Origin of the sequence: Saccharibacter sp. EH611, assembly GCF_009834765.1 — a bacterium.
Classification (GTDB): domain Bacteria; phylum Pseudomonadota; class Alphaproteobacteria; order Acetobacterales; family Acetobacteraceae; genus Saccharibacter.
Map to the genome: position 1 here is coordinate 274,856 of NZ_WVHP01000021.1, position 21,760 is coordinate 296,615.

At 52.0% G+C, this 21,760-nt stretch carries 20 protein-coding genes; 12 read left to right on the plus strand and 8 right to left on the minus strand.

Translation table 11 applies throughout. The annotated features are described in order from the left end of the window. Positions 1 to 103 precede the first annotated feature (103 nt). The 5 genes from GS535_RS06535 to cyoD all read left to right on the plus strand — a co-directional run bounded on the left by GS535_RS06535 (position 104) and on the right by cyoD (position 5,275). Positions 104 to 874 carry a Bax inhibitor-1/YccA family protein gene (locus tag GS535_RS06535; protein WP_160791311.1) on the plus strand — a complete coding sequence of 257 codons (771 nt, stop codon included), beginning with the start codon at positions 104 to 106 and terminating at the stop codon, positions 872 to 874. A gap of 438 nt (positions 875 to 1,312) precedes the next feature. Continuing rightward, positions 1,313 to 2,299 carry a ubiquinol oxidase subunit II gene (gene cyoA / locus GS535_RS06540; RefSeq protein ID WP_237442216.1) on the plus strand — a complete coding sequence of 329 codons (987 nt, stop codon included), beginning with the start codon at positions 1,313 to 1,315 and terminating at the stop codon, positions 2,297 to 2,299. A 14-nt stretch (positions 2,300 to 2,313) separates the two neighbouring features. Beyond that, the gene (cyoB, locus tag GS535_RS06545) at positions 2,314 to 4,311 is read left to right on the plus strand and encodes a cytochrome o ubiquinol oxidase subunit I (RefSeq protein ID WP_160791312.1); all 1,998 of its coding nucleotides are present in this window, start codon (positions 2,314 to 2,316) and stop codon (positions 4,309 to 4,311) included. A 17-nt stretch (positions 4,312 to 4,328) separates the two neighbouring features. Continuing rightward, a complete protein-coding gene (gene cyoC / locus GS535_RS06550; RefSeq protein ID WP_202401522.1) occupies positions 4,329 to 4,940 on the plus strand; it encodes a cytochrome o ubiquinol oxidase subunit III in 612 nt (203 codons plus the stop codon). After that, positions 4,940 to 5,275, plus strand: coding sequence for a cytochrome o ubiquinol oxidase subunit IV (gene cyoD / locus GS535_RS06555; RefSeq protein WP_160791314.1), 336 nt, complete (start codon positions 4,940 to 4,942; stop codon positions 5,273 to 5,275). Before cyoC ends, cyoD begins: the two co-directional genes overlap by 1 nt. Before the next feature lie 171 nt (positions 5,276 to 5,446). Here the strand turns inward: cyoD and fdxA are convergent, their stop codons facing one another. The 3 genes from fdxA to GS535_RS06570 form a co-directional block, all read right to left on the minus strand. Next, positions 5,447 to 5,779, minus strand: a complete 333-nt coding sequence (fdxA, locus tag GS535_RS06560) for a ferredoxin FdxA (protein WP_160791315.1) — start codon at positions 5,777 to 5,779, stop codon at positions 5,447 to 5,449. 108 nt (positions 5,780 to 5,887) lie between these two features. Further along, the gene (locus GS535_RS06565) at positions 5,888 to 6,166 is read right to left on the minus strand and encodes an RNA-binding S4 domain-containing protein (protein WP_160791316.1); all 279 of its coding nucleotides are present in this window, start codon (positions 6,164 to 6,166) and stop codon (positions 5,888 to 5,890) included. 12 nt (positions 6,167 to 6,178) lie between these two features. Continuing rightward, the gene (locus GS535_RS06570; protein WP_160791317.1) at positions 6,179 to 8,707 is read right to left on the minus strand and encodes a helicase-related protein; all 2,529 of its coding nucleotides are present in this window, start codon (positions 8,705 to 8,707) and stop codon (positions 6,179 to 6,181) included. A 108-nt stretch (positions 8,708 to 8,815) separates the two neighbouring features. Between GS535_RS06570 and GS535_RS06575 the strand changes: the two genes are divergently transcribed. Both GS535_RS06575 and GS535_RS06580 read left to right on the plus strand, forming a co-directional pair. Then, positions 8,816 to 10,189 (plus strand): M17 family metallopeptidase, encoded by a 1,374-nt coding sequence (locus GS535_RS06575; RefSeq protein WP_160791318.1) that lies wholly within the window; start codon positions 8,816 to 8,818, stop codon positions 10,187 to 10,189. A gap of 206 nt (positions 10,190 to 10,395) precedes the next feature. Then, positions 10,396 to 10,803: a MarR family transcriptional regulator gene (locus GS535_RS06580; RefSeq protein WP_160791319.1), complete on the plus strand. Its 408-nt coding sequence runs from the start codon at positions 10,396 to 10,398 to the stop codon at positions 10,801 to 10,803. 13 nt (positions 10,804 to 10,816) lie between these two features. Here the strand turns inward: GS535_RS06580 and GS535_RS06585 are convergent, their stop codons facing one another. Beyond that, entirely contained in the window at positions 10,817 to 11,803 is a 987-nt protein-coding gene (locus GS535_RS06585) for a UDP-phosphate alpha N-acetylglucosaminyltransferase (protein ID WP_370518132.1), read from the minus strand. Positions 11,804 to 11,923: 120 nt separating this feature from the next. Here GS535_RS06585 and GS535_RS06590 point away from each other — a divergent pair, with 120 nt between their 5' ends. The 3 genes from GS535_RS06590 to GS535_RS06600 are packed head-to-tail and all read left to right on the plus strand — an operon-like array spanning position 11,924 to position 15,470. Then, entirely contained in the window at positions 11,924 to 13,876 is a 1,953-nt protein-coding gene (locus GS535_RS06590; protein ID WP_160791320.1) for a nucleoside-diphosphate sugar epimerase/dehydratase, read from the plus strand. 26 nt (positions 13,877 to 13,902) lie between these two features. Further along, positions 13,903 to 15,045: a DegT/DnrJ/EryC1/StrS aminotransferase family protein gene (locus GS535_RS06595; RefSeq protein ID WP_160791321.1), complete on the plus strand. Its 1,143-nt coding sequence runs from the start codon at positions 13,903 to 13,905 to the stop codon at positions 15,043 to 15,045. After that, the gene (locus GS535_RS06600) at positions 15,042 to 15,470 is read left to right on the plus strand and encodes a hypothetical protein (protein ID WP_160791322.1); all 429 of its coding nucleotides are present in this window, start codon (positions 15,042 to 15,044) and stop codon (positions 15,468 to 15,470) included. The genes GS535_RS06595 and GS535_RS06600 overlap by 4 nt, the downstream gene beginning before the upstream one ends. A 49-nt stretch (positions 15,471 to 15,519) precedes the next feature. Here the strand turns inward: GS535_RS06600 and GS535_RS06605 are convergent, their stop codons facing one another. Together GS535_RS06605 and GS535_RS06610 are read right to left on the minus strand one after the other, a co-directional pair. Further along, positions 15,520 to 16,731, minus strand: coding sequence for an AI-2E family transporter (locus GS535_RS06605; protein ID WP_160791323.1), 1,212 nt, complete (start codon positions 16,729 to 16,731; stop codon positions 15,520 to 15,522). 46 nt (positions 16,732 to 16,777) lie between these two features. After that, on the minus strand, positions 16,778 to 18,667 hold the full coding sequence (locus GS535_RS06610; RefSeq protein WP_160791324.1) for an ABC-F family ATP-binding cassette domain-containing protein: 1,890 nt from the start codon (positions 18,665 to 18,667) through the stop codon (positions 16,778 to 16,780). A gap of 112 nt (positions 18,668 to 18,779) precedes the next feature. Between GS535_RS06610 and ndk the strand changes: the two genes are divergently transcribed. Continuing rightward, complete coding sequence (gene ndk, locus GS535_RS06615) at positions 18,780 to 19,202, plus strand: nucleoside-diphosphate kinase (RefSeq protein ID WP_160791325.1); 423 nt, start codon at positions 18,780 to 18,782, stop codon at positions 19,200 to 19,202. A gap of 66 nt (positions 19,203 to 19,268) precedes the next feature. On the opposite strand, the gene purN is transcribed toward ndk, so the two are convergent. Both purN and purM read right to left on the minus strand, forming a co-directional pair. Next, positions 19,269 to 19,850, minus strand: a complete 582-nt coding sequence (gene purN / locus GS535_RS06620; protein WP_160791326.1) for a phosphoribosylglycinamide formyltransferase — start codon at positions 19,848 to 19,850, stop codon at positions 19,269 to 19,271. Positions 19,851 to 19,865: 15 nt separating this feature from the next. Next, the gene (purM, locus tag GS535_RS06625) at positions 19,866 to 20,924 is read right to left on the minus strand and encodes a phosphoribosylformylglycinamidine cyclo-ligase (RefSeq protein ID WP_160791327.1); all 1,059 of its coding nucleotides are present in this window, start codon (positions 20,922 to 20,924) and stop codon (positions 19,866 to 19,868) included. Between the two features lie 112 nt (positions 20,925 to 21,036). Between purM and GS535_RS06630 the strand changes: the two genes are divergently transcribed. Then, a complete protein-coding gene (locus GS535_RS06630; protein ID WP_237442217.1) occupies positions 21,037 to 21,732 on the plus strand; it encodes a chromosomal replication initiator DnaA in 696 nt (231 codons plus the stop codon). Positions 21,733 to 21,760 lie beyond the last annotated feature (28 nt).

Below are 21,760 nucleotides of genomic sequence, written 5' to 3' on the forward strand. Positions count from 1 at the left end.
TTGACACTCATGTAGGAAACGCCACATCTTACTTCAAGATTGGGTTGGGGAAGAGTGTCTCCTAAGACGGCCCAACGTCGATTATTTTCCGGAAAAAGGTATCATGGCTTTTCATCCTGATTTTCAAGGCACGGAAACCCAACAGGGTCAGAGCGCGGTCGATGCAGGCCTACGGGCTTATATGTTGCGCGTTTTTAACTGGATGGCTGTTGCGCTCTTGCTGACATCAATTTCAGCCTATGCCGTTGTGAATACGTCATTGAAGACGCTTTTCTACAGCGCTCATATGCTTAGTGATGGGCGGGTATCGGTTGGGCCAACGCTTTTAGGAATAGTTGCAATTTTTGCCCCTCTTGCGTTTGTGTTGGTTCTATCCTTTGGGGTAAATCGTCTTTCACGTAATGCGGCACAAGCGCTTTTCTTAGTTTACAGTCTCGTGATGGGCGTCAGTCTTTCGAGTATTCTGCTGTTTTATACAGGGACATCGGTTGTTAGAACCTTTTTGATCACAGCAAGTCTTTATGCGGCTATATCTCTATGGGGATATGTGACGAAGCGTTCTCTCGCTGGCATGGGGTCTTTCCTGTTTATGGGGCTGATCGGTTTGATCATTGCCGGGCTTGTGAATATGTTCTTCCCTTCAGATAAGGCGAGCATGCTTATCTCTTTTGTTGGGGTGCTCATTTTCACTGGCTTCACAGCGTACGATACTCAACGTATTAAAATGTCCTACCAGTACTACGTAAGTGCATTGGGCCCTGATGATGTTGGGAAGATGAGCGTCTATGACGCGCTGTCGATGTATCTGAACTTTGTCAATATGTTTCAGTATTTATTGCAGTTCTTTGGTCAGCGTACTGGTGGGCGTGACTGAGAAAAAAGAGGCTCATTTAAGGAAGGGGGGGAGTGGAAACGCTTTCCCCTTTTTGTGGAATCATCATGGTCTTTTCTGTGCAAGTATGAAACGATCATCCTCAAAAATTACTAAGAAGTAATTTTTGAGCTATTCTTTAAAAAAGCACAGAGGCAGCTGCTAACTGCTATTTTTTAAATTAGAACTCAATTAGTACCCTTTATTTTTGTCAATTTCCCCTTGTATTCTATGCCATTCGGGCGGATTACGGTGGGTGGCACTGGGATTATAATCCCTAACTATATAAGTAGAGTAAGGAAGGGAGACCTTCTTTTGTCAGGATACGAGCGAAGAAAGGCATATGATCATGGTAACGTTCGGTCGCATTGATGCGGTCCTGGCTGTGTCACAATGTGTTTTGGCCCTAGACGGCCAAAGCGACAGATAAAGGCAGGACCCATGAAAAGACTCTGGCGATTTTTCCCGGCGTTGCCTGCGTTAATGCTGTCGGGTTGCACGGTTGACTTGCTTCAGCCGGGCGGGCCGATTGGCGAAGGTAACCGCGACATGATGGTGCTCGAGTTTGCCGTCATGATGTGCGTTGTTGTGCCTACCTGTATCGCAACCTTGGTCATTGCTTGGAAATACCGGGCAGCCAACACTAAGGCTGAATACAAACCAAAATGGGCACATTCGAACGTACTTGAAGTGTTTATTTGGGGTATTCCGGTTCTGATTATTGCTGTTCTCAGTTGCATTAACTTCTGGAGCACGCATTATTACGATCCGTACAAACCCCTTGCACAAGACATGCTTAAACGTGAGCATGCTGAGAACACCAAACCGCTTGAAGTTCAGGTTGTTTCACTGGACTGGAAGTGGCTGTTTATCTACCCTGAGCAGGGTATTGCGACGATTAACGAGCTGGACGTCCCAACGAAAACGCCGTTGGATCTCCACATTACGTCAGATAGCGTAATGACATCGTTCTTCATTCCGCAGCTTGGCTCTCAGATTTACAGCATGGCCGGTATGGAAACGCGTCTTCACCTCTTGGCCCGTAAGCCAGGAAGCTATCGTGGTGAAGCAGCGCAATATACAGGGCCTGGCTTCTCTGGCATGAAGTTCCGCGCTATCGCTATGCCACAGGAACAATTTGCTTCTTGGGTAGAGAATGTTCGCACCGGAACCAGCCAGTTTGCTGAGAAAGATGCATTGGACGAGAAAACATATCGTCGTTATGCAACTCCCCCAGCAGTTAGCAATGAAGTCGCTCCGGCTCCAGCACCTGTGACATATTTCTCAAATGTCCAGTCTGCTCTGTTCCAGCATATTATTGCTAAATACAACAATGGTATGGCGCGTGATGCGAATGGCAGCGGTGTGATGCATATGGATATGCAGAACAACGGTGCTAATGGCACATCTTCCGCTACCGGCATGTAAGGAATTACCTAAAGATGCTCGGAAAACTTACCTTATCAGCCATACCGTATGATGTGCCGATTCTTGTCGGCACCTTCATTGGTGTGGCCGTTATCGGGCTCGCTGTTCTTGCAGCGATCACCTATTTCCGCAAATGGGGCTATTTGTGGCGTGAGTGGTTAACAACGGTTGACCATAAGAAACTCGGCGTCATGTATATCGTTCTCGCCATTGTCATGCTGCTGCGTGGCTTTGCTGATGCGGTTATGATGCGGACACAGCTTGCGCTGTCTTATCAGGGTAACCCAGGTTACCTGCCGCCTCATCATTATGACCAAGTCTTCTCCGCCCATGGGACGATCATGATTTTCTTCATGGCCATGGCGTTTATGACGGGGCTGTTTAACTTTGTTGTGCCGCTGCAAGTCGGGGCACGCGATGTTGCTTTCCCATTCCTGAACTCTGTCAGCTTCTACATGACATTGGTTGGGGCGGTTCTGATCAACATTTCACTCTTCGTTGGTGAATTCTCCAACGTGGGTTGGTTGGGCTATCCTCCTGTTTCAGAGCTGCAGTTTAACCCTGGTGTGGGTGTTGATTACTACATCTGGGCTGTTCAGATTTCTGGTATCGGAACGTTGCTCACAGGTGTGAACTTCTTCACGACAATCGTGAAAATGCGTGCGCCTGGCATGAAATGGATGCAGATTCCTGTCTTCACATGGACAGCATTCTTTTCCAACATCATGATCCTGACAACCTTCCCAATTTTGACAGCAACCATCTCTTTGCTGAGCTTGGATCGCTATCTCGGGATGCATTTCTTCACCAACGATGGTGGTGGGAATGTGATGTTGTATCTGAATCTGATTTGGGCTTGGGGTCATCCTGAGGTCTATATTCTGATTCTCCCAGCATTCGGTGTGTTCTCTGAGATTGCAGCAACCTTCTCTGGTAAGCCTCTTTTTGGCTACAAGACGATGGTTTACGCCAGTGGTGTGATCACATTCCTTGGTAGTATCGTATGGGTGCATCACTTCTTCACAATGGGCGCAGGAGCAGACGTTAATACCTTCTTCGGTATCATGACGATGTTCATTGCTGTGCCAACGGGTGTGAAAATCTTTAACTGGCTTTTCACCATGTATAAGGGGCGTGTTCGCTTTGAAGGCCCGATGAACTGGATCGTCGGCTTCATGATCACCTTCTCCATCGGTGGGATGACAGGCGTGATGTTGGCTATGCCAGCAGCAGACTGGGTGCTTCATAACTCCCTGTTCTTGGTGGCTCACTTCCATAATGTGATTATCGGTGGTGTGTTCTTCGGCTATGTCGCCGGGATGAACTACTGGTTCCCGAAAGTGTTCGGTTACAAGCTGCGTGACAGCTGGGGTAAATGGGCATTCCGTTTCTGGTTTGTTGGTTTCTACCTCTCCTTCATCCCGCTTTATATTGTTGGGCTTGAAGGAATGACACGTCGTCTGAACCATTATGACAATCCGAACTGGCATCCATGGTTGCTGGTCGCATGTGTCGGTGTGTTCGTGTTGACACTCGGTGTGCTTTGCCAGGTTGGTCAGCTCGTTTTTGCTGTTGTTGACGCTGTCAACAAGAAGCATGACGCGCAGGATCTGACAGGGGACAACTGGGGTACTGGTCGTACGCTGGAATGGTCTATTCCTTCCCCTGTACCGCACTATAACTTTGCACGCCTGCCGGTCATCCGTGGCTTAGATACGTTTGATACTGAGAAAGAGTTGGGACGTCCTAAGCCTGTTTCTGAGCTTCAGCCAATTCATATGCCGAAATATTCGTCATTGGGGCCGATCCTTGGTTTCTTCACCTTCTTGTTAGGCTTCGCTATGGTCTGGCATATTTGGTGGCTGGCGATTGTTGGCTTGGTTGGTGCATTCATTGCCGTTGTGGTGCGCAGCGCTGATCTTGACATTGACTACTATGTTCCTGTCGAAGAAATTCGTGCAGACGAGGAAGCCTTTGCCAAGCGTCTTAATGCCACTCAGGCAGCAGAATAAGGGAGGCGATGATTATTATGTCTCATGACACCACTCACGCGTCCCCAGCTCATCACGAGGAGCATGAGCACCAGGAAAGCCCTGTCGTGTTCGGCTTCTGGGTTTACCTGATGACGGACTGCATCATCTTCGGGACGTTGTTTACCGTTTTTGCAGTCATGTCTCATCAGTTTGCTGGTGGCCCTACCGGTAAGGAGCTTTTCGATCTTAAAAATGTTGAGATCGAGACAGCTATCTTGCTGTTCTCTTCCATTACCTATGGCTTTGCCATGCTGGGTGCTCAAGCTCAGAAGAAGGCAGCTACTCTTGGTTGGCTGTTCATTACATTCCTGCTGGGGTGCTCCTTCGTCTTTTTGGAAGTGAACGAATTCACGGATCTGATCGCTCATGGCGCAGGTCCTGACAGATCGGCATTTTTGTCGTCATTCTTCACATTGGTTGGGACGCATGGTCTCCATGTTACCTGTGGTCTTATCTGGATGGTGGTCGCCTTCATTCAGATTTTGGGCAAGCAGGGGCTTGGTAGCCGTATGATCTCCAAATTGACGTGCTTGAGCCTGTTCTGGCACTTCTTGGATGTCGTCTGGATCTGCGTCTTTACCTTTGTCTATCTGGGGAGTGTGCTGTAATGAGCCAGACCCATACGACTACACAGGAAGGGGAGAGCCACGGCTCTGTCGCTTCCTACGTCATCGGCTTTGTTCTAGCCGTCATCCTGACAGTGGCGTCTTTCGCGACTGTCTTGAGCAAGGCGTTCTCTTACTGGACGGCGTTGGTTGTTCTCAGCATTCTTGCTGTGGTTCAGATCGTTGTTCATCTTGTGTTTTTCCTGCATATGAACACGAGTTCTAAACAGCGCTGGGTTCTCATGACGTTTGCTGTCACCGTAGCAATGGTAATGATTGTTGTGGTTGGCTCTCTCTTTGTGCTCTGGAATACCCAATCACACATGATGGCACGCTAAAAAGCGTCGTTCATTCCTGAGGGAGTAAGAAAGGGGTCGGTAGCGGATGCTGCCGACCCCTTTTTGTGTATCTTTCTAGGGAGTAATGAGCAGTCATTGCTGGCCAGAACTTACAAAAAAGCCCCCCGAGCGATAATGCATCGGGAGGCTTTTTTGTGGAAAGACGACGAATCAGTCTTTATGCGGTGCTTCAGAGAGCAGCTCCATCTTGCCTGTCTTGCCGTTCCATTCTTCGCGATCGGCTGGAGGGGTACCCTTCTGGCTCATATTCGGCCATATATTGGCGTATTTGGCGTTAATCTCCATCCAAGGGGCGGAGCGTTCATCACTATCAGGGAAGATCGCCTCGGCTGGGCATTCTGGTTCGCACACGCCGCAATCGATGCATTCGTCCGGGTGAATGACTAAGAAGTTTTCACCAGCGTAGAAGCAGTCGACAGGGCAGACCTCTACACAATCCATAAACTTGCAGCGAACGCAGTTTTCTGTGACCACATAGGTCATTATTGCTGTCTCCGGTTTGCTTATTCAGGCCGTGGTAAAGGGGCCCTATAAAAGATTTCAGCACTGATATGCCGAAGATAAGGGGGGTGTGGCAAGTCTATTGTCACATTATGATGGAATTGTTTCATAAAGCTGTGTTGCTTCAGACGCGGGGCCACGGCGTGATCCAAGCTTTTTCACCTGCCAGACGCAGACATCATTGGGGTGATGGGGGGAGACAAAAGTTAACACATCATCAAGATGAATTTTTGCATGCGCTTTGGTGGTGCGTTGGCCGTTAATGCGCACACGCCCCTTGCGAATGAACTGCCCGCAAAGAGCACGTGTTTTCGCTAAGCGGGTATAATAAAGCCACATATCAAGCCGTTGATGATCCTGTTCAGTCATAATTCCTTGTTTTTAACGTGCAGGTTTCCACTGAGAAAGAGCGGCAAAGGGCGAGTGCTGGAGGCGTTCGAACGCCTTTTGTGTCTGCCGTCGTGCTTTCTTGGCAGAGAGGCGGTGCTTGGGATGCGATGTGGAAGTACGACGCTTTGGTTTGCCAAGCAGCATAAGAGGGGCAGCTGGGCCATAATGCGTGGACGAAAGAGTTTGAGGCGCACGATGAGCGATCTTCAAGCTCCGCAGAAGAGCAGGGAGATGTTCCTTGTTGGTTCCTAAAAGGGAAGGCAGGTTGTGCGGGGCAGGGCGTGCGCGCGCAGTGTGGCGGCCCTGGGTCAGTAGCCTCAATACGTGCTCAAGCGTATCAGCACGGATCATGAGCGGTTCTACACGCACCCATCCTGGGAGGGCCTTCGCTGATGGTGCTGGGAGTGTTTTACGTCCTGCTGGAGGAATCGCGAGGTTTGTTCCGTGCCACAAATTATAAAGCAGGGTCATCAATGGCATAAGAGCTGGCTTGAGAAGGAACGCGCAGAAAATAAAGCGTGATCCGATGGTAATACCCATTTTATTGAGGCGTTTTCGTACGCGCATACCATTTTTAACGTCATCGGGAAGGGTTGCGGTCATTCCTCCGTCCTCAAGGAGACGATGGATAAGCCCACGAATGAAAGGATCATCCTCAGACTGCTCTGAGAGGGTGAAGAGACGTTTTAAGCGACGGTTTATATGAGCCTGCACAATATGTTGCACATGATCTCCAACAAGCGCCATTTGGGTGACATCTTGGAATTCGCCAGGGAGGAGGCGACTATTAGGATGGAAAAAGTCTTTCCCCCGTGTGAGACGAGCGATCGGTGCGTTTTGCCATGTGATGATGCCTTCTGGAGTGATGGAAAAAGCGGAGTTATCTTCGCGTAGAAAAGCTCGGATGCGAGCCGGCAAGGCATAACGTAGGGCTCGTTTCCCTGCTTTGAGCAAGAGAGCATTTTCAGCTTGGTCTGTTGGGACGGTTATGTGTAGAGAAAAGCCGGAGATCTGACCAATTTCATGGCCTTCCACGACAATTTTATCCTGCGGCGTTACGGCATAAAGAAGATCGTGTTGTTCACCAGGGGTGGGGCGGCGTAGGAGAGCCGTGGCACGTTTATTGACAAAACGGCTTGTCAGACGCTCATGAAGCGTGTCTGAGAGCCTATCTTCAACCTCGCGGCTTCGTTCTTGCCAAAGGCTATTATTACGCATCCAGCCAGCGCGTGCGGCGACATAGGCGCAAACGCGTACACCGGAGAGACGGTGCATGAGCGTGTCAATGTCACCCTCCATACGGTCTAGACCACGCAGTTGTCCTTCAAACCATGTGGGAGGAATGCGCCCGTGATGGAGGAGGTCAAGAAAGAGACGACCGCAAAGGCGCGCATGGCTTCCGTCGCCAAGCTTGCGAAAGTCGGGAATTTGGCAGGCCTCCCATAAAAGGGTAGTGGCGCGTTTTCCACGGGCTTCATTGCGGATTTCAGGCGTTTGGATAAGTGTGGTGAGGACGTCGAGATCAGAGGCGGTACGACCGTTAACGAGTCCCGGCTGAGGCGGCTTGCTCATCAAGCTCTCAAGCAAGGCTTCTGGGCTACTATAGTTGAGTTGTGTTTGTCGCCAGTAAATTTGCCGAATAGGGTCGAAGCGGTGTTCCTCTACGGCTTCGATCAGCTCAGCAGACATAGGAGCGCAGGTGCCCGTGGTGCCGAAGGTACCGTCTTTCATGCCACGACCCGCGCGCCCGGTAATCTGCGCAACCTCTTGAGGGGTAAGAGGGCGAGCGTTCAGACCGTCGAACTTGCGCAGGGAGGCAAGGGCAACATGGTCGACGTCCATATTAAGGCCCATGCCGATGGCGTCTGTCGCAACGAGGTAGTCCACGTCGCGATTTTGATAGAGCTCTACTTGAGCGTTGCGTGTTCGTGGACTGAGGCGGCCCATGATGACGGCGCAGCCCCCGCGTTTTTGGCGAATCGCTTCAGCAATGGCGTACACATCGGTGACAGAGAAGGCCACGATGGCTGAGCGCGCTGGAAGGCGGGTTAAATTAATGGGGCCAAGATTAGAGAGCTGAGAGAGACGTTCGCGCGTTTCAATCGTGATGCCGGGGATGAGCTTTTTAAGTAGGCCGCGAATGGTTTCAGCCCCGAGAAAGAGCGTTTCTCCTCGACCACGCGCATGAAGTAGGCGATCTGTGAAAACATGGCCACGGTCGGGGTCTGCAGCGAGTTGGATTTCATCAATTCCGACAAAATCGACTACTCGATCAAGCGGCATGGCTTCAACCGTGCAGGAAAACCATCGTGCTTTTGGGGGAATAATTTTTTCTTCCCCTGTGAGTAACGCAACGGAATCCTTACCTTTTATGCTGACGAGACGTTCGTAATTCTCTCGCGCTAATAGCCGGAGAGGGAAACCAATCATGCCGCTACTATGCGCCATCATGCGTGTGAGGGCATAATGGGTCTTCCCCGTATTAGTGGGGCCGAGTACGGCATGAATCGGAGCTGGCATGGCCGAGCTGTTTGGTAAGGTCTGGTGTGAATGTCCCATCATGGCTGGAATGGTTGGGTGAGTGTGCGACAAAAGCAAGGTTGTTTTTTAGAGTTTTAAAGGTTTCTTATGACAGAACAGCGTTCATTACCTTTGGTACCGCTTAGCGACGAGGCGCAGAGACGGCCACTTTATCTTGTTAGCGCACAGGACGAAGAGACTTTGGCGGCTCTATGCGGCACGTATGGGGAGTTTTTCCGCCATCAAGGGTTCAAAGGTAAAGAAGGCGACTTTACCCTTCTTCCAGATGATGATGGTGTTGCAGGAGCGATTTTTTGCGTTCCTAAAAAACACGGGCCTTTACCCTATGGGGCTTTGGCATCGCTTTTGTCGGAAGGTGTGTGGCGTTTAGAGAATCGGACGCCGCATGAAACGGTTCTTTATGATGCGGCGCTGGGCTTTTGTTTAGGCAGCTATAGTTACCGCCTTGGTAAAAAAGAGAAGATACATTCTGCACGGCTTTGCGTCCCTGAGTCTGTTTTAGCTGAGGTGCGTCATTTGGCTGAGGCCTGTTGGTTAGGGCGTGATCTCATTAATACGCCAGCGAATCTTTTAGGGCCGCAAGAGTTAGCACAGCGTGCACGTTATGCGTTGGAAAGCCGTGGTGCGGCGGTTGATATCGTAACAGGTGAAGCGCTGGAGCAGGCCTATCCTTGTCTTGCAGCTGTTGGGGCTGGTTCTGACCGGGCGCCTGCTGTTGTGGTGGCGCGCTGGAAAGCACGTGAAGGCGCACAGCGTTTGTCCTTGGTGGGAAAAGGCGTCTGCTTTGACACGGGCGGCTATGACCTTAAGCCAAGCGGGCCCATGTTGAAGATGAAGAAGGATATGGGTGGAGCGGCTCTGATGCTGTCTTTAGCCTGCGCGTTAATTGATGCGGGTGCGGATCTGGACATTGAGGTGCGGCTTGGCTGCGTGGAAAACAGCGTCTCTGGCCATGCTATGCGTCCCGGAGATGTTTTGCCAACGCGCAAAGGATTGCATGTTGAAGTTGGCAATACAGACGCAGAAGGGCGTTTGGTTTTGTGTGATTTGCTCACAGAAGCTTCTGAAACACAGCCTGATATTCTGCTTGATGCGGCAACCCTGACAGGAGCAGCCCGTGTTGCTCTGGGGCCTGACCTTCCTGTGTTGTTTAGCAATGATGATGACCTCGCCGAATCTGTGCTTAACGCAGGGAAAAAGGTACATGATCCTCTGTGGCAGTTGCCGCTCTGGTCTGATTATAATGCATGGCTCGACAGTAATGTCGCTGATTGCAGCAATGTGTCCTCGCGTCCAATGGCTGGCGCCATTACGGCAGCGCTTTATTTGCAGCGATTTGTTCCAGAAGGGCAGAAATGGGCGCATATTGATACATTTGGATGGAATGATGTGGCGCTACCCGGTCGTCCGATTGGGGGAGAAACATTGGCGTTAAGGGCGCTCTTTAAGGCTTTTTTGTGAAGATTATATCGGTATAGTTATAATCTAAGGGTATATCAGACGGGAGCTGTACGCATTCAACGCTCTTATGCAAATTTGGAAATACTTGCGCATCCGTTCCAAAAGCTCCAGATGAAGCATCATAGAGTTATATAATTGGGTTTTCTCCTCAGTAAGGTATGTGCGGGGACGCTGAGGAGACCCTTTGAGATGGGAAGGATTGAGAGATGAACCACAACACACAAGACCAGATGCTGACCCTGCTGCGTGACACAATCGTCGCAACAGTACGGGGTGAAGGGCCGGACTTGTCTGCGCGTCAGCTTGCCGTTTTCCTGACCTGTTACCTTGAAGATGGGGCACATACGGTGCGCGGATTGGCGCAGATCTTGAATGTCTCCAAGCCAGCTATCACGCGGGCTCTGGATCGTCTGAGTGAGCTTGACCTGGCGCGTCGTAAGGTTGACCCGTTAGATCGCCGCTCTGTTCTGGTGCAGCGCACATTAAAGGGCTCTGCTTATTTGCGCGAGCTGCGTCATGTTATGAGTGATGCAGGGCATGGGGAGCAAACAGCTCCTTCAACCAAGAAGCCACGCTCTCATGTGGCCGCTTTCCGTTCCCGTCGGGCCGGCTGACGCTCTAAAGCGGTTACCATCTTTCCCTGAGGTGCGTGCGTGCTCTTTGCACAATTGTGACAGTCCAGAGAAGCTGTGGAGCAATGACGGCTATGATACAGCTGAGACTGTGACATAAAGCAAAGGCTGCGCCACCCCAGAGGGTAAATCCCCAATGGCATAGGGTGACTGCGGAGGTGGGGATGCCTGTGCGGGCAGCGAGCTGGTAAAGATGACCGCGATGAGCGGTAGCAAGAGGCTCTCCAGCACAGAGCCGACGGCCTAACGTAAAGGTGACGTCCCAGAAAATACCGGCCATCAGGCAGGGGAAAAGCCAGAAAAGCGAGGGAAGGGCACTCAAGTGCTCGTGATGTGGAAGAGTGGACATCCATCCCCAGCTGAGAATGAGGGCGCAGGGCTGGCTTCCTGCATCCCCCATGAAGATACGCGCTTTGGGAAAGTTAAAGGGCAAGAAGGCAAGAAGGCTGCTTGCGAGTAAAAGAAGTATGGCAGGGGAAATTCCAAAGCCTGCCATTATGACGGCGCTGAGGAACATAATGCCAGCGGCAAGGCCATTTAGGCCATCCATAAAATTAAGTGCATTGGTGCAGACAAGCCCCATGATAATCATCGGAATGATCGCATTGGGGGATGGTATGATGCCAATAAGAAGGAGGCTTGTTGCAGCACCTTGCGTGGCGAGTTTATAACGGGCCGGGAAGGGGCGCATATCGTCGATCCACGAGACCGCACATAACAGCAGAACGCCCCCTATGAGGCAGAGCTGAGCGCGCGTGAGGGGAGCCTGTGCTAGAGAGGCTTGCAACGCCATACTTCCTAGGAAGGCAACGATAATCGCCAGTCCTCCTCCTTTAGGCGTTGGGGTATGATGCGCGCTGCGTTGGACGGGGACATCCATAATTCCAAGTTGGATGAGCGGGCGTAGCGTGATGAAGCAGAGTAAGAGAGCGGCAAGTGGTGCGAGGCTCAAATTCTGGATAAGGTGAAGAAGAGAAAACACGTGATCTTGTCCAACATCTGCTAGAAGAACCCTTGAATGAGAAGCAATACGTGATCACACCGTCATCGGCTAGAGGAAGACAATGCGCGCAATGGGAGAGAACTCATCCATGACGGATAGATGGGGCGTGCTGTTATGACGCATGGTTGGAGCCGTCCGTGGTCTTTTGCGGCGAAAAACCTGCTTCTTGATGGTCTTGTTTCAGCCATCGCAACGCCGCTCGCTCGTTGGCTGGCCGATCCATCAAGTGGTATTTTTCATCCGCTATGGTTTATTGTTGGTGGTGGTATTACGCTTTGTATTTGTGGCGTTATCGTGCGTATGCCACAGCAATATTGGCGCTATAGCAGTGTGTTAGATTTGCGCACGATCACTATAGCGGCTCTACTGAGTGCTGCTTCTTTTGCACTTTTGTTGTGGGTAACTGGTTTTGGCCTACCGACGGCGACGTTCCCGGCTATTCATGCTTTATTGTTGATTGTCGCTTTGGGAGGAGTGAGGGTCATTGTACGGTTGCGTGCAACACGCCGCCATCAGCAGCGTGATAAAATATCCGAAGATGTGTTGCTGCTGGGGTCGGAAGAGCGGCTTGATTTGCTGATCCGGCTTTTAAGGAGTGGATCATCTCAACATTATACAATCACGGGGCTTGTGAGTTCGCAGCGGGCCTTTAAAGGACAACGCATCCATGGCTATTCGATCTTAGGTGAGAGTGCCGACATCGCGTCTATTTTGGCGTCTTTATCGCGCCAAGGGAGGCGGCCAACCCATCTTATTATCGCAGACCCAGCATTAGAAGGGGCTGCGCTTATGGCACTGCTGACGGCGATTGATGATGATATTCGCGTGGTGCGTATGCCGGCGTTGGAAACCGTACAGCCGACAGCTAAAACATTGCTCCAGCCTATCAGCGTGGATGACTTACTCAATCGTTTTCCACGCACTCTGACGCAACATAGTCAGGCGGAAATGGCTTCCCTCATTGAGGGGAAAAATGTGCTCGTTACAGGGGCGGGAGGAAGTATTGGTGGTGAATTAGTCCGACAAATTGCAGAGTTATCGCCAGCGTCCATTCTTTTGCTTGATAATAATGAATATGCTCTTTGGAGCATCAGTCTTGATCTGTCAGAGCGTTACCCCGATTTGCGTCAACATCAGATTCTTGCTGATATTCAAAAGCGATCATCGTTAGAGCGTATTTTTGACGAATTTTGCCCTCAACTCATTTTCCATGCGGCTGCTTTAAAACATGTGCCTCTTGTGGAGGAAAGCCCTTGTGAAGGGATACTGACCAACAGTATTGGTACGCGTTATCTGGCAGAATGTGCGCGTGATTATGGCGCAGAAGCGCTCGTGTTTATTTCAACAGACAAAGCGGTGTACCCTTCAAGTGTGATGGGGGCGAGCAAGCGTTGTGCTGAAATGTATGTGCAGCGACTAGACCGGCAGGCGCGTGCGGGTAGGGGTGGTTTGCGCTGTGTTAGTGTGCGGTTTGGTAATGTGCTGGGGTCGACAGGCTCCGTTGTGCCTCTTTTTCAGCGGCAATTAGCACGAGGTGGGCCGCTGACAGTCACTCATCCTGACATGACGCGCTATTTTATGACGATCCCAGAAGCGGTTGGGCTTGTCCTGCAAGCCGCTCAGCGTGGCACAACCCAGAATGGATCAGAGGGTGATGAGAGTGAGTTGGAACAGCGCTTGCGATCCGGTAGTATTTTTGTGCTCGATATGGGAGAGCCCGTCCGGATTATGGATTTAGCGCGTCAGATGATTCGTCTGGCGGGATTACGCCCTGAACGCGACATAGCTATTCGTATTACAGGCGTACGTGAAGGCGAAAAATTGACAGAAACGTTATTTTACAAGGGTGAATCTCCCCTTAAAACAGACACAGAAGGCTTGTGGATCGTTACGCCTGAAGTGCCAGAAGATGAGGCCTTTATGGTCTTGCTGGATCGGCTAGAACAAGCATGTCATGATGGGAATATAAGGCAGGCTCTTGCTCTCTTAGAAGAGGCCGTGCCTGATTTTGTGTCAAAACGACGATTGGGAGCGGAAGAAGCGCCATTGTAAGAGAGGCGCTTCGGTGGGAGTGTTCTATGTCCAAAAATATTGCCTTTCTGGATCTTTCTGCACAGCAGGCTCGGTTAGGAGAGGGACTTCGCCAGCGTCTGGATGCGGTGTTCCATCATTGTCGTTTCGTGATGGGCCCTGAAGTTACTGAGCTTGAAGGCGCATTGGCTCGGTATAGTGGCGCGCGTCATGCGGTTGCGGTCTCGTCGGGGACAGATGCTTTGCTTGCGGTGTTGATGGCCGAAGGGATTGGGCCGGGGATGGCCGTTTTTCTTCCGTCTTTCACCTACACCGCAACGGCAGAAGTCGTCTTGCTTTTAGGGGCCCAGCCGGTTTTCGTGGATTGCGATGAAGAGACGTTTCAAATGTCTCTTTTATCCTTGAAAGAGCGCTTTCATGATGTTCAGCGTGCAGGCCAGTATCAGCCGCAGGCTATTATTGGTGTCGATCTGTTTGGCCAGCCGGCGCCGTGGGATGCGTTAAATCAGTTTGCTCAACAGCATGGGCTGACGCTTATCGCTGATTGTGCCCAGTCTTTTGGGGCGTCTTATCACGGACGCAAGTTGGGGCGGGAAGCCTTAGCCACGACGCTCTCTTTCTTCCCGTCTAAGCCCTTGGGATGCTACGGTGATGGTGGCGCCATCCTTACTGATGATGATGAACGGGCTGCGCTTTATCGGTCTTTAAGAAGTCATGGTGAGGGTGTGCAGCGTTATGATGTGCAGCGTATTGGGTTAAATGCGCGGTTAGATACGCTACAGGCTGCTATCTTGCTGGCTAAAATGGAGGTATTTGACCGAGAGCTTGCGCGCCGGGCTGATATTGCACACATCTACGATGAAGGTCTTCCCAAAGGGGTGATTGCACCGCGACGCGTTGCGGAGAGCGACAGTGCCTGGGCGATTTATTGTGTGACACTACCTTCTAAAAAAGTGCGTGATTCCGCTCAAGACTTTTTAAAAGAGCATGGTGTGCCGACAGCCGTGTATTATCCTAAGCCACTTCATCAGCAACCTGCATATGCAAAGCATCATGATGGTGCGGCTTTGCCAATCTCGGAAAAGCTGGGGGAAAAGGTTCTCGCGCTTCCCATTCATCCGGATTTATCTGATGAGCAACTGAATTATGTCATCACAACTTTAAAGGAATGGGCCACCCATACATTATGACGCGGAATAACAAACTTCTTTTGGGCTTTGCGCTTATCGTTATCATACCTGTGAGCGTGGTGTGGTACACAGCGTGGCCTATTTTACGCCCTTGGCCGTTGCCGCCTGCATTATCCGGCTATGAAAGCGCCCCTCAATCTCGTGAGCTGACAGCTGATGAGGTTCAGCAGTTTAATCATTGGGTACAAACCCATAAGACCGGGTGGGGTGTGTCCGGCGAAAAAACGCCAGGGCCTGCACAGCGTGTGGTGACGTTACGTACTGCTCAGGGTTTGCCGGTGATCGTTTCTCTTTGGCATTTCCGTCACGGTGACGATGTTGTTGGGATTCAGACCGCCCCTCAAGGAGCTTACCGAATGCGTTCGTGCATTGCAGGAGAAGTGGCGGCCCTTCTTCCTGCTTCGCAAAGTCATCCAACACCGTAATATCTCTTTTCCTCCCTTTCCGCGAAATGGCAAGGGAGGAGGCAAGACGTTATTGTTTTGTGTCAGAGCGAGAGCTGGCTCGAGCATCGCCTACATTTTTCTGTTCTTGCTCAGCTTGTTCTTTCTGCTGAGCGGCGAGCTCTTCATTGTTAATTTCATCAACAGCAAGCTGCGTTTGCTCTGCATTTTCAAGCGGTGGTAGGGCGCGGTCAAAGACAACCAACAGAGCGGCTGTGATCGGAGAGGCGAGCACAAGCCCTGGAGCGCCTAAAATGGAGCCGAACACCGTCTGAGAGAGGATCGCAAGCGCAGGCGGCATGTGGACGGCGCGGCGCTGGATGAGGGGTGCTAAGATATTTCCTTCACAAAACTGGATGACACTATACAGGATGGCGACAAAGAGGGCCTCGCGCGTGCCAAGGGAAAGGCTAATGAGCAGTGCGGGGACAGCCCCTAAAATGGCCCCGATATAGGGAATAAAATTACAAAGCCCAGCAACCACACCAAGTGCAAGAGCGAGCGGCACCCCGATAAGATAAAGCCCCACTCCAGAGAGGAGCCCGACAACGAGCATGTCGAGCGCTTGTCCTGCCGTCCATGCCCAAAGAGTATTACCTGCTGCGAAAAGAAGTTTACGGGCTGTTGCGCGTTGAGGAGGGGGAACAAGGCGTAGAAAGCCATTAATATAGATAGAGGGTGAGGCCGCGAAGTAAAAAGCAGCTATCAGAACAACGAAGATGGTGCCTAACAACCCGAAGGCACTTCCCAACAGACCTGTTACCGAGCCTGCAAGCCCAGAGCCAAAACTGCCTAGGCTGCTGCTTTTATCGTTCCCTCCGATCGTTGAGGGGAGATGGTCTAGAATAATGCGCCCAAATGAAGTGTGTGAAAGGCGGTCGTGAATATCGCCAGATTGAGCCACCAATGCGGATTTTAGGCTTAAAAATTGCTCCCCAATCGCTGGGCCATTGCTCCAAATGAGCCCCGTAATCAAGCTGAGCAGGGCAACGGCCACCAAAGCGACGGCAATGGTGTAGGGGATAAACCGCAAATGCCGCCGTAACATGCGTGCCAAACCATGTAAGACAACAGCCATAAGGGTTGCGGCAAAGAGCACGGCCAAGACATCCCCAACCAGCCAAATAGCGAGCATGACCAGCGCCAAGATAAAAGCTGTACGGATGAGAACAAACATCCGGTCAAGAGCGTGGGCAGGTGTTTCGTTGGATGAGGCAGGAGGGCGTGAAAAAAACAGGGCCATGAGAGCGACCTATAAGAGGCGGAGGTGAAGGGCAGAGAGCAACGATTTAATCTATGCTTTTTTCGAGTTTGTCTTGCGCGTCAAGCCAGAGGAGCTCCATATCTTGTTGATCTTGCTCTATCGTTGCGAGCTGTGTGTTTAATGTCGCAATGTCATCAGCATGACCCGATTGATAAAGAGAGGGGTCGGCAAGCTTTTCTTCAATGGCTTTTTTCTTTGTCGCAAGTTTTTCAAGTGTGGCTTCAGCGTGCCGTATTTGGCGCCGTAGCGGGGCGAGTTGGCGTGTTTGTTCTTTGCGTTGGGCACGTTGCTGTGCCTTCGGAGGTGCTTTGGCGCGTGTGCCGCCTTTCTGCTCTGATTGTGCAAGGCGGGCTCGTTCATCAAGCCACGTCCGATACTCGCCCATGTCTCCGTCAAAAGGTGTAATCGTTCCTTTTTCTGCAATCCAGAGACGATCAGCAACCGATTCGACAAGGTGGCTATCATGGCTGATAAGAATGACGGCACCTTCAAACTCGCACAATGCGCGGATGAGCGCATCGCGTGCATCAAGGTCGAGATGGTTGGTGGGTTCATCCAAAATCAGCAGATGTGGGGCGTGGCGGGTTGCAAGAGCAAGGAGAAGGCGGGCCTTCTCCCCGCCCGATAGCCGCTTAACCGCTGTTTCTGCGCGCTCGGCATCCAGCCCAAAGCGGGCAAGCTGAGCACGAACTTGAGGTGGTGTCGCATCAGGGAGAGCGCGGCTCATATGGTCAATAGGGCTATCGTCTAAAATGAGCGCATCATTCTGGTGCTGGGCAAAATAACCAACACGCAGTTTATTCGCTGGTGCGAACTCCCCACCCATCGGGGCCAGTTGGCCTGCAAGAAGTTTTGCGAAAGTTGATTTCCCGTGGCCGTTGCGCCCTAAAAGCGCAATCCGGTCATCCATATCCATGCGCAAGGAAAGTTTGCTGAGGATAACGCGCTCACCATACCCAACGGACACATCTGTGAGCTTGAGCATGGGAGGGGGCAAGGTGCCGGGTTCTGGGAAAGAGAAATGTGTGGGCGTTGCCTCAACTACGCTCTCAATCTGAGGGAGGCGTTCAAGGGCCTTGAGGCGGGCTTGTGCCTGGCGTGCTTTTGTCGCTTTAGCCCGGAAGCGCGCAACAAAGGATTCCATCTTTGCGCGCTGATCAGCCACTTTCTGAGCTGCACGGTTTTGTTGGAGGGCTTGCTCGGTACGAATTTGGACGAAGCGGTCATACCCACCCGGGGTGAGTGATAGGCGACCATTCTCCAGATGGGCGATCGCTTGCACTGTATTATCGAGCAGAGAGCGGTCATGGCTAACAACAAGCACAGCGCCTGAAAAGCGCGATAGCCATCCTTCAAGCCACAAGGTTGCTTCGATATCGAGATGGTTGGTCGGCTCATCCAGCAAGAGCAGATCTGGTGCTAAAAAGAGCGCACTGGCAAGGGCGACACGCATCCGCCACCCGCCAGAAAAGTCTGAAACAGGGCGTTGTTGAGCCTCTTGGTCAAAGCCAAGCCCAGCTAGAATGGTGCTTGCACGGGCTGGGGCGCTATGGGCGTCAATGGCAAGAAGACGCTCATGAATATCAGCGATACGGGTGGGATCTTCCGTTGTTTCCACGTCATGAAGGAGGCGGGCGCGCTCTTCATCACTGGCGAGGACAGCTTCAATGAGGGAAAGCTCACCCGAGGGAGTTTCCTGCTTGACGCGCCCCATCGTAGCGCGGCTGGAAAAGGTGATAGACCCGCTGTCAGGGGCAATATCCCCCGCAATAGCGGCGAGGAGGGTGGATTTCCCTGTGCCATTGCGGCCAATAAGGCCGATGCGACGGCCCGGCTCAATGGTAAGAGAAGCGCCTTCTAGAAGAGGGCGTCCGGCGATACGAAGGGTCAGGTCAGTAATGGTGAGAAGACTCAAAGCCGGGCCTCAAACTATTGAAAGCTAAAAAAACACTCTGATACTCTATCAGAGCGGTCCTTTTTCCTCTAGGGGAGCAGGAACCAATTGTCATGTTAATAAGGAGAACATCATGACGGTAGAACGCACTCTATCTATCATTAAGCCCGATGCAACACGTCGCAACATTACCGGTAAGATCAACACGGTGTTTGAAGTGGGTGGCCTGCGTGTGGTGGGGCAAAAGCGCATTCAGCTGACGACAAAACAAGCCGGTGCTTTCTATGAAGTGCACAAAGATCGCCCATTTTACAACGAGCTGGTGACATTCATGACATCGGCTCCTGTTGTGGTGCAGGTCTTGGAAGGCGAGAATGCGGTGGCGCGCCATCGTGAACTGATGGGTGCAACAAACCCTGAAGAAGCCGCAGAAGGCACCGTGCGTAAACTGTACGCGCAGAGCATTGGTGAGAACTCTGTGCATGGGTCTGATAGCCTAGAAAATGCAGCGCGTGAAATTGCGTTCTTCTTTGCTGAAACAGAAATCCTACCGTGAGTCGGTTCTTTCTCTAAGCAGAGAAGAAAAAAGGGAGGCCGGGTTTGGCCTCCTTTTTTTTATAGCCTAAGAGGCTAAAATGACGGTTGCTAACGTGGCTGGGTAAAGGAGGTGTTCTTCTTTCAGCACACGTGCAGCAAGGCTTTCGGGTGTGTCATGCGGGTGAACGGGCACTTTCGCTTGCGCTAAAATAGGCCCTTCATCCACGCCATCGGTAACGAAATGTGTTGTGCAGCCATGCTCGCGCGCACCCGCCTTAATGGCCGCCTCATGCGTATGAAGGCCCGGAAATTTCGGCAGGAGGCTCGGATGGATGTTGAGCATCCGGTTTTCCCAACGCTTCACCAGATAAGGCGTGAGCACACGCATATAGCCAGCGAGGCAGATATATTGAGCGCCTGAGGCACGCACCGCTTCATCCACCGCCTTTTCATGCGCGGCACGATCCTTGCCGAAGGGTTTATGGTCAATGCAGAGTGTTTTGATCCCGGCTTCCTGTGCTTTTTCTAGCCCCGGCGCATCGGGACGATTGCTTAAGACAAGCACGATGCGTGCTGGGAAGTCGGGCTTTTCGCACGCCTTAATGAGCGAAGTCATATTACTGCCTCGCCCACTGATGAGAATGGCGACCGGTGTTTTGTCAACCATGAAGCAACTCCTGTCTTAAAGGTTGAGAGGAGAGGTCAGCGCAAAAGGCTCATCGCTGCGGACAACCTCACCGATGCGTATGGCTTCTTCGCCCGCTTTATCGAGCTCGGCCATCACCTCATCAGGCTTATCGGTGACGAGTACCATGCCAATCCCACAGTTAAAGACTTTGAGCATTTCATCATGCTCAACAGGGCCTTGCTCGGCCAGCCACTCAAAAATGCCCGGCACAGGCCAGCTATTACCGTCAACACGAACGCCCAAACCTTCAGGCAGAACGCGTGGAAGGTTCCCCGGAAGGCCCCCGCCTGTAATATGAGCGCATCCGTGCAAGAGCCCTTTGTCATGCAGAGCTAAGACGGTACGGACATAAAGACGCGTTGGGGTGAGGAAAGCTTCTGCCAAGCTTTGGCTCGGGGAGAAGGGGGCAGGGTCGTTCCAGTTAAGGCCAGCACGTTCGACAATACGGCGAACGAGTGAGAAACCATTGGAGTGCACGCCAGAAGAAGGCAGAGCGATCAACGTATCGCCTTCAGCAATATGAGCAGGCAGGAGAGCATCACGCTCGGCCGCACCGACACTGAAGCCAGCAAGGTCATAGTGCCCTTTGCCGTAAAGTCCCGGCATTTCGGCTGTTTCCCCACCGACAAGAGCGCAGTCACTTTCCTGGCAAGCCTTCGCAATACCACGAACAATACGCTCAGCGACAGGCACAGAGAGCGCGCCAGTGGCCATATAATCAAGGAAAAACAGCGGACGCGCTCCTTGGACGATCAGGTCATTGACGCACATCGCGACGAGATCAATGCCGATCTCATCATGAAGGCCGCTTTCAATAGCGAGGAGCAGTTTTGTGCCCACACCATCAGTGCAGCTGACCAGAACGGGGTCTTTAAACCCGGCGGCTTTGGGATCAAAAAGGGCACCAAAGCCTCCAATACCGCCCATAACACCGGGGCGATGCGTGGCTTTAGCGGCAGGTTTAATGGACTCGACCAGGGCATCCCCTGCTGTAATATCGACGCCGGCTTCGGCGTAGCTGGCTCCGTTGGACGAGGCGGATGTCTTGGCCATGAGGGACCGTCTCCATGCTGGTTGATGCTTTGGCCATTCTAGAGCATCTTGATCCTGTACGGAATGGATGAAGCACCATGAGAATGGCTCTGACGTAGAAATAGGGAAAAGAATGGTAGGAAGCCACACCCAAATGGCGCTTGATTTGCGGCGAGAAAGCCGTTTTTCGGCAGAACACTTTATTTCTGGTGCGTCTAACGCGGCAGCACGCGCTTGGCTTTCTCGTGATCGCTGGCCAGAGGGGCGCTTATGGCTTTGGGGCGGAGCGGGAACGGGGAAGACCCATCTCATGCGCATTTGGGCCATACGTCATGGCATCCCTGTTTGGGAGGCGGCCTCATTAGGGCGTGATGAACATGGGACACTTTTAGCGGGAGAAGCGCCCCTTCAGCTGACCCATAAGCTCGTGGCGATTGACCATCTAGACCAGCTTGACGATGAAGTTGCGCTCTTGCATTTGCTTAATCGTGCCCATGCGGCTCAGATTAGGGTTCTGTTAGCCGCCCGTTATCCGCCGGCCCGCCATGCTTTTCGTGTGCCTGACCTTGCGAGCCGCCTTCGTGCGACGATGACGGCCGCAATTGAAGAGCCAGAAGATGCGTTAAGGGCAACACTGCTTTTATCGCTTCTCGCTGAGCGGCAGCTTGTCGTTGCGCAACCTGTAACGGATTGGCTCTGGCGCCATCTCCCTCGTACGGGGGAGGCCTTGGTACAAGCCGTGGAACTCCTTGATAAAGCGGCACTGGAAAGAGGCAGTCCGATTACGCGGCAGCTCGCTCAAGACGTGTTGGGTGAGCTGCTGGATTAATCAAGCGTTTGACAGGGCCGACGAAAGG

Bases quoted from the DNA above. Each gene is read 5' to 3' on its own strand.
- GS535_RS06535 (WP_160791311.1), top strand. From the start codon at position 104: ATGGCTTTTCATCCTGATTTTCAAGGCACGGAAACCCAACAGGGTCAG.
- cyoA (WP_237442216.1), top strand. From the start codon at position 1,313: ATGAAAAGACTCTGGCGATTTTTCCCGGCGTTGCCTGCGTTAATGCTG.
- cyoB (WP_160791312.1), top strand. From the start codon at position 2,314: ATGCTCGGAAAACTTACCTTATCAGCCATACCGTATGATGTGCCGATT.
- cyoC (WP_202401522.1), top strand. From the start codon at position 4,329: ATGTCTCATGACACCACTCACGCGTCCCCAGCTCATCACGAGGAGCAT.
- cyoD (WP_160791314.1), top strand. From the start codon at position 4,940: ATGAGCCAGACCCATACGACTACACAGGAAGGGGAGAGCCACGGCTCT.
- fdxA (WP_160791315.1), bottom strand. From the start codon at position 5,779: ATGACCTATGTGGTCACAGAAAACTGCGTTCGCTGCAAGTTTATGGAT.
- GS535_RS06565 (WP_160791316.1), bottom strand. From the start codon at position 6,166: ATGACTGAACAGGATCATCAACGGCTTGATATGTGGCTTTATTATACC.
- GS535_RS06570 (WP_160791317.1), bottom strand. From the start codon at position 8,707: ATGCCAGCTCCGATTCATGCCGTACTCGGCCCCACTAATACGGGGAAG.
- GS535_RS06575 (WP_160791318.1), top strand. From the start codon at position 8,816: ATGACAGAACAGCGTTCATTACCTTTGGTACCGCTTAGCGACGAGGCG.
- GS535_RS06580 (WP_160791319.1), top strand. From the start codon at position 10,396: ATGAACCACAACACACAAGACCAGATGCTGACCCTGCTGCGTGACACA.
- GS535_RS06590 (WP_160791320.1), top strand. From the start codon at position 11,924: ATGGGGCGTGCTGTTATGACGCATGGTTGGAGCCGTCCGTGGTCTTTT.
- GS535_RS06595 (WP_160791321.1), top strand. From the start codon at position 13,903: ATGTCCAAAAATATTGCCTTTCTGGATCTTTCTGCACAGCAGGCTCGG.
- GS535_RS06600 (WP_160791322.1), top strand. From the start codon at position 15,042: ATGACGCGGAATAACAAACTTCTTTTGGGCTTTGCGCTTATCGTTATC.
- GS535_RS06605 (WP_160791323.1), bottom strand. From the start codon at position 16,731: ATGGCCCTGTTTTTTTCACGCCCTCCTGCCTCATCCAACGAAACACCT.
- ndk (WP_160791325.1), top strand. From the start codon at position 18,780: ATGACGGTAGAACGCACTCTATCTATCATTAAGCCCGATGCAACACGT.
- purN (WP_160791326.1), bottom strand. From the start codon at position 19,850: ATGGTTGACAAAACACCGGTCGCCATTCTCATCAGTGGGCGAGGCAGT.
- purM (WP_160791327.1), bottom strand. From the start codon at position 20,924: ATGGCCAAGACATCCGCCTCGTCCAACGGAGCCAGCTACGCCGAAGCC.
- GS535_RS06630 (WP_237442217.1), top strand. From the start codon at position 21,037: ATGGTAGGAAGCCACACCCAAATGGCGCTTGATTTGCGGCGAGAAAGC.